This window comes from Pedobacter nyackensis (genome assembly GCF_900176505.1).
GTDB lineage: Bacteria > Bacteroidota > Bacteroidia > Sphingobacteriales > Sphingobacteriaceae > Pedobacter > Pedobacter nyackensis.
Map to the genome: position 1 here is coordinate 254,123 of NZ_FWYB01000003.1, position 12,254 is coordinate 266,376.

7 protein-coding genes and 1 pseudogene are annotated in these 12,254 nt (G+C 38.9%); 3 read left to right on the forward strand and 5 right to left on the reverse strand.

Going from position 1 to position 12,254, the window contains the following annotated elements:
• Window positions 1-5: 5 nt before the first annotated feature.
• From B9A18_RS09150 to B9A18_RS09165, 4 genes are all read right to left on the reverse strand, one after another.
• Window positions 6-1,601, reverse strand: coding sequence for a RagB/SusD family nutrient uptake outer membrane protein (locus B9A18_RS09150; RefSeq protein WP_084288970.1), 1,596 nt, complete (start codon window positions 1,599-1,601; stop codon window positions 6-8).
• A gap of 10 nt (window positions 1,602-1,611) precedes the next feature.
• A complete protein-coding gene (locus B9A18_RS09155; protein WP_084288971.1) occupies window positions 1,612-5,118 on the reverse strand; it encodes a SusC/RagA family TonB-linked outer membrane protein in 3,507 nt (1,168 codons plus the stop codon).
• 187 nt (window positions 5,119-5,305) lie between these two features.
• The gene (locus B9A18_RS09160; protein ID WP_084288972.1) at window positions 5,306-6,343 is read right to left on the reverse strand and encodes a FecR family protein; all 1,038 of its coding nucleotides are present in this window, start codon (window positions 6,341-6,343) and stop codon (window positions 5,306-5,308) included.
• A 94-nt stretch (window positions 6,344-6,437) separates the two neighbouring features.
• A complete protein-coding gene (locus tag B9A18_RS09165) occupies window positions 6,438-7,034 on the reverse strand; it encodes an RNA polymerase sigma factor (protein ID WP_084288973.1) in 597 nt (198 codons plus the stop codon).
• A gap of 142 nt (window positions 7,035-7,176) precedes the next feature.
• On the opposite strand from B9A18_RS09165, the gene B9A18_RS09170 reads away from it, so the two are divergent.
• From B9A18_RS09170 to B9A18_RS09180, 3 genes and pseudogenes are all read left to right on the forward strand, one after another.
• Window positions 7,177-7,932 carry a copper homeostasis protein CutC gene (locus B9A18_RS09170; protein WP_084288974.1) on the forward strand — a complete coding sequence of 252 codons (756 nt, stop codon included), beginning with the start codon at window positions 7,177-7,179 and terminating at the stop codon, window positions 7,930-7,932.
• A gap of 229 nt (window positions 7,933-8,161) precedes the next feature.
• Window positions 8,162-8,299: pseudogene (locus tag B9A18_RS25645) on the forward strand (DUF1398 family protein); the annotation flags it as partial.
• A 136-nt stretch (window positions 8,300-8,435) separates the two neighbouring features.
• Window positions 8,436-9,089 (forward strand): response regulator, encoded by a 654-nt coding sequence (locus tag B9A18_RS09180; protein ID WP_084288976.1) that lies wholly within the window; start codon window positions 8,436-8,438, stop codon window positions 9,087-9,089.
• Here B9A18_RS09180 and B9A18_RS09185 read toward each other — a convergent pair.
• On the reverse strand, window positions 9,086-12,043 hold the full coding sequence (locus B9A18_RS09185) for a sensor histidine kinase (RefSeq protein ID WP_084288977.1): 2,958 nt from the start codon (window positions 12,041-12,043) through the stop codon (window positions 9,086-9,088). The genes B9A18_RS09180 and B9A18_RS09185 overlap by 4 nt on opposite strands.
• Between the last annotated feature and the right edge of the window lie 211 nt (window positions 12,044-12,254).

Below are 12,254 nucleotides of genomic sequence, written 5' to 3' on the forward strand. Positions count from 1 at the left end.
TTTAATTACCAACCCGGGTTATTAGGTAACAATGCTGGATTCTTTTCTACTTCGGCCTGATAAATAGGAAAAAGGTATAGCCTGTCCGTAAAGGTTCTTTGGAGTACTGTTTTCTCCGTATACTGGCGCGGGTTGGTGCCGCTTTGTGTAATTGTTATTCCTTTTATAGGTGTTCCAAGTAATTGTGGTCCCATTTTCCAGCGACGAATGTCCCACAAGCGGGTGCCCTCAAATGCAAGCTCAATATTACGCTCATGCATGATTTTTTCCAGCGTAATTTCTCCCGGTAGGATATCCGGCATATTTACACTAGGCCTCTTCCGCACTTTATTAACGTAAATCCTGGCATCTTCTGTCTGACCGATTCTATAAGCCGCCTCGGCGAAATTTAACAGGATTTCAGCATAGCGGATTAGGATATAGTTCTGACCACCACCATAACTTTTCGTAGTTACCATTGGATCGAATGCTGGGTCCTGCATTTTTTTTAATGCGTAACCCGTGGCCAAAGGAGCAGAAGAAGGATTGTAGTTAGATCCTGGCAGGAAATTCAGCGTTTTGCCAAGCCAGGTAGATCCGTCGTAAAGTATACTTGCGTAAAATCTTGGATCCCGATTCTCATAAGGTTTGTTCAGATCGTAACCGGATCCCGATTCTCCAATCATTTTACCATTACTCATTTCGTACTCATTAACAATGTTTTGAGTTGGCTGGTTCAGCGCACTTGGTCCCGGAGGAACAATCCCCCATGGCAAATTGTAATGATGTACGTGGTAAGCCTGGAAATTTGATTTATACTGGTGATCTAAAATCACCTCCACATTATTATCGTTAGCTTCATAAAACATGGCTTCGTAGTTTGGATACAAACCATAGCCGGCTTTCGCAGTGATGTCGATCACATCTTTTGCCGCATTGTAAGCGGCCTGCCAGTTGTTGTTATAGCTGGCAGCATATAGTAAGACACGACTTTTTAGCGCAAGAGCCGCACCAATAGTTATCCTGCCAATGTTGGCTCCAGCATATTTATAAGCAAGGAATTGTCCCTTGTTGATATCGTCCATCTCTGCAACGATAAAATTTGCAATTTCTTCATACGAATTACGGGGAACGTTTAAATTCTCGTCAAGATCCTGTGCTTTGGTAATTAATGGTACGGCTCCAAAATAGTTGATCAGGTAGGAGTAGTTTAATGCACGTAAAAATCGGGCTTCATCTCTTGTCTGGTTTTTAAATTTAGCACTTGCGGGTACGCGGTCTATATTAGCAATCAGAATATTGCAACGTCTGATGTTGATGTATGCTGTATTATAGGCGCCTGTAATACCAAAAGGTGCGGTTGAAGCAGCAAAAGTATTCTGATATATACTCACGTTCCCGCTGGAGTATAGCTGGTCACTAAAGGCATCCCGCATACTTCCGGCGAATTCGGTCGGAATACCAGCATAAAGGTTATTGAGAAATAATCCGGTTAAAGTAGAATCTTTATATACATCTTCGTCACTGAATCTGTCCAGGGGCTGACTGTTTAAAAAGTCTTTTTTACATCCTGAAGCGAAGATAATGGCGAACAGGAATATGATTAATGAATATCTTTTCATTTTAAATAGATTAAAATTTAACAGTTAAACCAAGGTTAAATACTTTCTGTATCAGATAACTTTCTGCTCCAAAAGAAGAGGCAAATGCCTCCGGATCAACGTCTTTTAAACTTGTTATTGTAAAGAGATTTGTTCCGCTAACAAAAAAACGGGCACTCGAGATATTTAAGCGTGAAAGGGCACTTGTCGGAATGTTATATCCCAGTTCCAGGTTTTTCAACCTCAGGTAAGAACCGTCTCGCAGCCAGTAGCTTGAGATTTCCTGGTTGTTGCTATAACTTGAGAATAAACGGGGATAGGAGGCACCTGTGTTCCCAGGCGTCCATCTGTCCAGGTGTTTTTTTGATGGTACCGCATTGCCTGCAAATGCCCATTCTCCTAAGCCAGTCATGTATTTTTGTACTTTTGCAGCACCCTGCAACAAAATACTGATGTCAAATCCTTTGTAGTTAGCTCCCATAGATAAACCGTAGATAATTTGTGGATAGTCTCCTTTACCAATTATAGTTTTATCTGCCGCTGTGATTTTACCATCGCCGTTGACGTCTTTATATTTGATATCTCCGGGGGCTACTGTAGCGTATAAAGGTGTTGGCCCTGCGGCAATCTCTGCAGTGGACTGATATAATCCTTCTGCTATGTAACCTGCCGGAGAAACCAAGTTGCCTGCAGGAAGGTAAAACGGATGGCCAATTAAGCTTTGATAAGGAAGAACCCCGGCGGCTTCAGGTATATAGACTACTTTATTCTTGTTAAAAGTGACATTGGGCTTAACAAAGTAGTCTACAGCACCAAGACGGTTCTTGTAGTCTATTGCCAGTTCAAAACCGCTGTTGTCAATTATGTTAAGGTTCTCACTTGGTAAGGTTCCACCAATGGTTGCGGGAATACTAAAGGATCTTGTACCTAAGATGTTTTTAGTCCTTTTGTAAAAATAATCTGCTTCGATACCCAGTTTATTGTCAAATAAACGAGCCTCTAAACCGATATTTGAAATGTTGGCCTTTTCCCAGGTAAATGAAGCATTGGGAATCACACCAGGAACAAGTGCCTGAACCTCTGAACTACCAAAAATGTAATAACCATCTAGGCCACTTCCAAGGGTGTAGGTGTTTAGGTAATCAAATTGACCGGTTCTGTCATTACCCAACTGACCATATGAACCCCTTAGTTTTAAGAAGCTAATCACTGGAACATCTTTTAAGAAAGCTTCTTCGGAGAGTACCCATCCGGCAGAAACAGCAGGGAAGAACCCAAACCTGTCTCCTTTGGGGAATACATCCGATCCATCGTAGCGGAAGCTGAATTCAAACAGATACTTACCACTATAATTGTAAGCTGCGCGACCAACCACACTCTGGCGTGCATTTCTAAACCCAACTCCATAGTTGTCATCATTGTTGACATCACCGGCAAATAACTGATCAACCTGTGGAGACGCAAAATTGCCACGTGAGGCCAATAACCTGTTTCCCTGGTTTTCTGTTTGTGTGTATAAAGCAAGGATGTCGATATTATGTTTGTCGAAGGTTTTCTTATAGTTCAGGGAAGCCTCTGCAAGAACCGTTTGCCGCTGTATAAATTGTTCGGTTAATGAAGCTCTTGTATTGCCTGTAGCCCTCGTGGTATACGTTCCGTTGTCATTTCTTACTGAGGTAACATAAGGCTTGGTAAAGTTTTTAATATAAGTTTGATACTTGTTATATGAAAATGTTCCTTTTGCAGTTAAACCATTAATAAATGGAACGTTATAGATTAATGAACCCACACCTTCCAGGACATTCAAATCTGTATTTACATAGCCTGCATCACCTTGTCCTATTAAATATGGACTACCATTAATTAAAGAAGAAAAGCCGCTTACAATCGAAATGTAATTGTATGTGCCATTGCTAAATCTACTTGGAAGCAGAGGAGAGATCATACGATACTGGCTGACAATTGCCCCGCCTGCAACCGGATCCTTTGTTTTTTCAATACGTCCATTTAAATTCAGACTTACCTTTAAATTTTTAGATATTTCAGCATCCAGATTTGTACGTAAAGAGTACTGTTTGTAACCAGATGACTCAAAAAGCCCTTTCTGATCCAGGTAACCCGTAGAAATAAAGTATTTAGATTTCTCACCTCCTCCATTTACAGAAATATTCTGTCTTTGCTGGAAGCTGCTTGGTTTCATTAAAGCACTGTACCAGTCGGTATTTGCGTACCTGTCTGGATCGGAGCCTGTCCTGATCACTTCAAGTTGCTCATCGGTATATCCTCTATTCGCAGATGGAAGAAAGTTATTCTCGTTTTTATACATCTCGTTCAACAGCGTTGCATATTCATAACTGTTCACAAGTTCTGCCAACTGCGTAGGTTTCTGCCAGGCTCCATTAAATGTATAGTTCAGACTTGGTTTTCCTTTATCTCCTCGTCTGGTTGTAATCAGAATAACCCCGTTTGCAGCCCTTGCGCCATATACCGCAGCTGTACCGGCATCCTTTAAAATTGAAATGCTTTCAATATCTGAGGGATCCATATGTGGTAAATTCGCGTTAACAGATCTGCCATTTCCATTCGCATCTACGGCTTCTTGTGGAACGCCGTCTATTACAATCAGTGGTGATGAATTTCCTGAAGTACTTAAGCCCCGTATCAAAAGTCTGGAATCATCTCTCCCAGGTTGTCCCGATCCTTGAAATGCAATTAGTCCCGGTAAACGGCCGGCAAGTGAGTTACTAATATTTGCAGCAGGACTTTGTCTTAATTCCACTCCGCTCACTGTCGCGACGGAACCTGTAATGTTAGCTTTCTTTTGTTCAGAATAACCCAGTACAACGACTTCCTGCAAACTGCCTGGTGCAGCAACCATTGTCACTTTTAGCGATACCGAATTTCCTACGGCTATTTCCTGGGTTTTAAAACCGATATAACTAAACACCAGTACCTGGTTGCCATCTGATGGAATGGTGATGTTAAAGTGTCCGTTAACATCTGTTGCAGAACTCGAGTTCCGGTCACCTTTAACCATAATGGTTACACCCGGTAAAGGCTTCCCTTCATCATCAAGCACAACTCCTGTAATCTTAACATCTGCCTGTTCGGCCGGGATGCCATACCTTTCTATTTTAGAGATCAGGATTTTGTTATTTACTTCGCTAAACGTTAATCCAAGTGGTTCTAAAATCAGGTTTAATGTAGCTTTAACAGATCTTGTATCTAAAGGGATATTTAAGTTCTTTATGTCTTTAATATCGCTGTTCCTGTAGATGAACCTGAAACCGGTCTGTGCTTCTATCTTTTTGATGGCCGATAATACCGACTCATTTTTTAGCTCCATTGTTACTTCAACCTGGGCCGAACCCTGAGCTTTAATGTTTGAAGCAAACAGAATTTGAAAAGTTACGGTAGTTAAAATAGCTGTAATTAGGCTTAAACGCATAATCTGACGAATTATATATCGTGAGTTACTGGAGGTAGAAAAGCACAAATAGCTTTTACTACCCTCTGCTGATTTTGCAGAAAATTTCATAATTTTAAATGTTTAAATGATCCTCGAAAAATTGTTTATAACAATTTGCCTTAGTTAGCGCTAAAGCAAAAACAATCAACAGCTCCCTGTTTAGCGACAGGGAGTTTTTTTTATCAAATTCGCAGGTGGTAAATTTCTCTCATAAATTGGTTTAATTAGGGTTTAGGTATATTAAATTGATTAATTGTTATTTGCATCCCTTGCCGGAAATGATGATCTCCTGAGCCTTTTTTTGATAGGTTATATGATTAAATGAAGTAATAATCTGTAAGATTTCATCCAGACTTTCCTCCTTTAAAAACGTAGCGGTAAAGCGACAGTCTTTACTTTGCTCATTGGCAAACTTTATATTTACGTTGAAACGTTTAGCCAGTTGTACGGTTGCTTCATCCATCGTTACATCATCGAAAAAGAGATCCTTTTCCTGCCATTCTACTGTTTTACTAGCTAATACAGGCTTTAGTAATGATTTCATCTCGGTTTTATTAAAAATAATCTGCTGATCAGGAGTAATTATCCCCAATGTTTTGTGTTCATTTTTAACCATTACCTTACCTCTGGTTACAGTTACAACCACATCATTTTCTTTATCATAAGCCTTAATGTTAAAGGCTGTGCCAAGTACTGTTGTACTTATTTTTCCGGTATGTACAATAAATGGCTTTTCAGGATTATGTTTGATGTCAAAATACCCTTCTCCTTTTAGTACGACCTCTCGGGTGCTTCCTAAGAAATCTTCAGGAAATTCTAATGTACTTTTGTTATTTAGGATAACTATACTTCCATCCGGTAGTTTTATTTTTCTGTGTTCATCAACTGCAACCAGGTTTATCAAAGATTCGGTTTTGTTGTTTACGATTTCAGCTTGATTAGGGGTAATGGAATCGCTGCGGTTTGAGCCGTAATACAAAAACACTAAAACGCCAAGTAAAACTGTGGCTGCCGCCCATATGATCCATGATCTTACCGGATTTAATTTTACTGGTTGATCTGTTGCTTCGTCATAGTCGACAGCCGATAAAACCCTGCCGAATAACTGGTTTACATTGTTTTTATCAAGTTCGGGCCCGTTGACGTGGTTTTCCCACTCATCGTTCATCAGCATATCTATTTCGGTAGCTTTATTTTCGTCAGTAATTAAAGCCATTAATTCTGCATACTCTGCCTGCGTACAAGTTCTGTCTGCGTATTTCTGAAACAAATGTGTCAATCTTCCCTTACTCATTGGAGTCTATTTTTAGATTAAATTCAGGGTTTATCCTGCTTATACATTTATAATGACAATTGGGAATGAAAAAGGTAGTAGTGAGGATATAAAATTATTTCATCATATAGAAAAACATAAAGAGCAAAGCAGATAATTCGGTTCTGTCGCCCAATAAGCTGCGGATGGTTTTGGTCGCATCACGCAAATGTGCTTTTACGGTTAAGGGAGAAATGTTGAGCCGTTCTGCCACCTCTTTTTGCTTTATTCCATCAATATGGCACATCTGATAAATCAGACGTTGTTGTTTAGGCAATTTTTGGATGGCTTCATTAAGCAGTGCACGGGTTTCTTTGGCTTGGAGATTATGCTCTGTATTGTTGTCAACCTCCGTCCAGTTCTCGATCTGCGCATTATTCAATTTGAAGTCAAGTGCTATTTTTTTTAATGCGTTTAAGGTTAGATTTTTGGTAATTACTCGAAGGTAGCCTCCGAAATTGCTTATTTGAGAGATTTTCTCTCTGCCAAGCCAGAGATTAATAAAAACCTCTTGTACAATTTCTTCCGCATGGGTTTCAGATCTCAAAAATCGTATCGAATAACTGTATACTTTATGATGATACAGGTCAAATAGCGTTCGAAAAGCATGGTGATCTCCCTTGGCTACTTTAGCCAGCAGAATTTCCTCAGCACGGGCCGTTTTGCTTTCCATTATGCTAAGTTATGACTATAGTTTAGGAAATCAGCTATCGGATATCCTAAAGATGACTTAAATATTGCGGCTTTGTTGTTCTTTTGCAATGGGGATTTAAGAAATTTGAATATCCGCTTTTGTTGTATATTGCTTTTATTTTATGATTAACATGGAAGTATGTGCCAATTCATTGCGTTCTGCTCAGGCAGCTCAGGACGGTGGCGCGATTAGAGTTGAGCTTTGTGATAACTTGTTAGAAGGTGGTACCACACCTAGTTATGCACAGATTGTTTTGGCAAAGAGAATGTTGAATATTCAGGTTTATCCGATTATCAGACCCAGGGGAGGAGATTTTTTATATTCTGAACTTGAGTTTGAACTGATGAAGGAAGATATTAAGCTATGCAGAGAACTAAAATGTGATGGCGTTGTGATTGGTATCTTAAAGTCGGATGGTAGTGTTGATAAGGAACGTTGCAGGGAACTGATCGAACTTGTCGGTGACATGAAGGTTACTTTTCATCGGGCATTCGATATGAGTAATGACTTGTTTCAGGCCCTTGAAGATATTATCGAATTGGGATGTACGCGCATCCTGACTTCCGGAGGTGAATCATCTGCACTAAAAGGAGCTGCGGTGTTAAAAAGTCTAATTGAACAGGCGAATGGTAGAATCAGTATCATGCCAGGCGCTGGCGTAAATGTTCATAACATTGAAGAGCTAATTCAACTTACTGGAGCTAAAGAATTTCACGCTTCGGCAAAAAATGCAGTGTCAAGTGAAATGCAATTTCGAAATCCAAAGCTAAATATGGGAGCAGAGGCTGATGAGTTTAGTTATGACCTTACAAGTAGTGATACGGTAAAAAGACTTATTGAATTAGCAAACCCAGGTAACTTAAACCCGAAGAAGTAACCCATGGTGGACTATTGAATAGTTTTTATTTGGCTTATTATACATACTAATACGGGCAAAATACCAGGATGACGAATATGGTATTAGGCTGCTATTGGTCTGCTATTCGACTGCTATTGGACTGCTTTTAGCAGTCTGATGCCAGCTATAAAGCATTGTATGCTCAGCCTTATTTGATAATCGTCCACAGAGGTTTGTTGCATAGGGATACTAAGGTAATAAGGAACGATTTGCTGAGTATTTGAAAATGCATCAGGAAGGTAAGACCGATTACTTTACATTTTGCAGGCAAGCCGTTGAAACAGGCGTAAATAGATTGGTGGTGGATTTTATTTTGACGGAATGGATTCCTGCTATAACCAGATAAATAAATGATTTTATTTTAACTATATTTTAATTTATATATTTGAATAGTTATTTGTTCTAATTTATTATATTGTATAAGTGGGAAATATGCATTTATTATGATGATATTTCTTGTTGTCAGATAGATCCGAATTTCAATGAGCAATTTATTTACTGCTGAGCTTAAAATTTTAATAACAGATGATCATCGTGTCATTCAACAAGGCTTGACTTTTGTTATTAAGGAGTTTTTAAATAAGGCTATTGTATCGTATGCCAATTCTGTAAGCACTACAATCCTTGCACTTAAAAAAGGCAAAGTAGATTTATTAATTCTGGACATTAATATCCCCGGCGGCAGTAATTTTAAAATGATTGAGCAGATCCGGGAAATACAGCCTGATCTTAAAATAATAATTTTTTCTGCTCATGAAGAAAGTACCTATGCCTTAAGATACCTTAAAGCAGGGGTTAATGGCTATCTTGAAAAAAGCGCTTCAGAACAAGAAATAAAAGAGGCCATCAGAAGGGTTTTAATAAAAGGGAAATATTTTAGTTCTAATATTCAGGATCAATTGCTGGATACCTATTATGAGGGTGCTAATTCCAAAAGGAAACTGCATCAATTAACTAATAGGGAGATTGAAATTGCACGATTTATCATCGATGGGGAAGGGACAAGTAGCATAGGGGAGAAATTGGACTTGCAAGCCTCTACGGTAAGTACTCATAAAAAGAATATATTCGAAAAATTGCAAATCTCTAATGTCTCAGAGTTGATTGATCTATTCAGAATGAATCAACAAGCCTAATTGTTATGCTTTAAGGTAAATTTAACATTTGTTCCCTCATCCACATTACTATTAACCTCAATCTGCATATTCATTTTTGCAGCAAACTCCTTTACCATTTTTAAGCCCAGTCCATCGGTAATGTCCCGGTCTTCTTCTGCATTCAGCCAATTTGTAATATCATCAGGCATTCCACAGCCGGTATCATGCACCCAAAAGCTCACCTTTTCTCTAGTGCTTTTAGCGCCAAATGTGATATGGCCATTCGGACAGAATTTAATCGCATTGTCTAACAGGTTGTGTATAATCAGCGTCAACATTACCCGGTTCGTATACAAAATAACCTCTTCCGGAATGTTGTTGTGAATAACCGTGACATTATACTTGGCAATTTCAGAGAAGATTTGAATTTTCTCCGCAACCACAAAGTTTAAATTGATGTAATCATTTTTTGATGTTTTTTCAGTAAGGAAAAGCTTACTGTAGTTTAACAGATTTTCAGTTAAATGGTACATGGAATTGGCCGAGATATAAATGGCCCTCATGCTGTCTTTAATACCATCATTAGCAGCTTCATGTTGGTATAGTTGTTTACCCATGATCGTCATATATTTTAATGGACTTTTCAGGTCATGCGTAATTGCCCCCAGCAATTTTTTTTGGAATGTAGCTTGCTGGTTCAGTAAATACTGCGATTCTTCTAAATTAACAATGTTCTTCTCCAGCTCTTCAGTTCGTTTCTTCACCAGGTTTTCTAACCGTTCATTTTTAAGTATAATATGTTGGGTTCTTTTTTTTAAGAAATAGAAAATTGATCCCAATACAAATAATACAACAAGGGCACTGAACCACCAGGTTTGGTAAAAGTAAGGTTCAACAATTATGGTTAGCTTTTTGTATGTAAAGTGGCTGCCAAAACCGGCAGGTTTCCTAATTAGCAACTCATGTTTTCCAGGAGTGAGTTTGCTAAAAGTAATGATGGGATCACCATTTAATTTGCCCCAATTTTCTTCAGTTGTGAGCTTGTATTCCAGGTTCAGGTTGTCCGGATTTCCGAAATACGGAGAGGAAACCCAGATGTTTAGTCGATCAAAGTCTTGGCCTATACTAACCGTATCGCTGGTTTTCATGCTCACCTGATCATGAAATATTTTATCTATATAAATGGGTTTGTCAGGTAAGCAAGTAGTAAAAAGGAGCGGGTTAAACATTACCGAACCCACTAACGAAGGAAACGTAAAATGGCCATCCTTTAATATGGCACCACATGGTTGGCAACCACCATTAAATTCGTTGGTGTTAAAACCATAGTCTGTATTATAGTATTGATAGTATACCTGTGAAACCTGTCCTTTGTTATAGGCCAAAAGATCCTTAACTGCTACCTGAAAGAGCCCTTTGTTGGTACTGATCCAGAAAAAGCCTCTGGCATCTTCAAGTATACAATGGGCCGCATTCAGATAGCCGAACTGGTCCAGTGGCATCTTTTTTAAAAGACCGTTATTATAAAGATAAAAGCCATCACCATAAGTACAAATCCAAACCTCTTCTCCGCGTATAACTAAGTCTCTGATATGCATTTTGGCCATTTCAGGTATGGCAGTTAGCTTTTTTCTGATCAAATCATATTTGAAAAGTCCGTTGTATGTTCCAATCCATAAGCGCTCTTTCGTCTTTCTCAGGACACTTACTCTGTCTATCTTTAATACCAGATTTGGTGTAGCATCAGGTTTAGCTAAATCCTTGGTATAGACGCCACCAAATGTTCCAATCCAAAGTCGTTGCTGGTCGAGGGAAAGAGAATTTACCTGCTCAGGAAGATTGAAGCTTTGCAGTAACTGATCCCCTTTAGGCGAGAGTTTATGGATTGAACTACCTTTTGTCGTCCATATATTTTTCTCCTCATCAATTACTATGGCAAAATTACCACTGTAAGCCATAACCAGGGGTAGCTGAACTCCTCTTCCATCAGTTTGAACCAGATCTCCATTGGCGAATAATACCGAATGATTTGTAAACGGATAGAGCGCATATTTTACGCTACTGTTCAGCTCTTTTTTTTGCTTTTCGGCTTGAAAAAGGTGTTGCTGTAATACAAAAAGCCCATGTGTTGGGCTTCCCAGGAAAAGCTTTCTAGCAGTTACATCATAATACATGGCCCAAATCGGCTTCTCTTCGAGGTCAAAACCGTTGATGATGAGTTTCGAGTTTAGAACATTTTTGTGATAGGTAACCTGATAAATGGCTTTATTCAAATAAAAAAAGGTTTGACCTGTAACGGTATTCCAGTAGATTTTCAGGCCTGTTGGCTGAGCACCTTTTGCTTTTGTCAGATCTCCCTGGAGAGGGATTTGTTGTGTTTTCCCGTTTTCAATTAAAGTAAAATTTCCATTGCTTGCATAATGGAAAAGTTGCTCGCCGGAGACGAAAAAATTAAATTGTTCGTCGTGTTTGAACGGAGTGGCTACGATTTGTTTATTGTTATGGAAAAACAGTGTATCCTTTGTGATGTTATAATAGGAAGAGGCAGTTGTTTGGATGCTGGAATTTAAGCCTTTGGCCTGTATTAACGGGAATTCCTGAACCTGTTTTTGGGGAGTTACATTCGGGAAAATTTGCTTAAATATCACAGGCTTAGGTATCACATTGCCTTTAGTTATAGGAATAAGTTCATGATATTCCGTTTGCGCATATAGCGCCCCGGTATTTAAATCCCGCTTCATCACATACATTCGGTTTGACCGTGTATGGGTATGCTGTTTGTTGAAGAGTATGAAGTGCTCCCCGTCAAATCTAATCAAACCACCCTCAGTTGTGAGCCATAGATAGCCGGCATCATCCTTCGCTATAGATTTTATGCTGTTCTGAGGCAGACCATTTATATCTGAGTAATGTTTTGTACTATAAGATCCTGGGCTTTGGGCATACCCGTAAAAGGAAAAAGCAACTAAAAAAAGAAAAAGGAGACGGCTCATAATAGCGTTAAAGCAAATGAAATTGAAGCGGCTAATTTATCACTTTTTTTTGCTTTAAAACCTTATGGTGCTATATATCAAACCTGTTACAATAGACCTTATTATTTGATATAGAAATAATTCTAGTTCGGAGAAGAAAGACTTCTACCTCGGCTTTGATATCGAGATTCTAAATTTGCTAAACCCTAATTGTTAACCTTCAAGGATGATG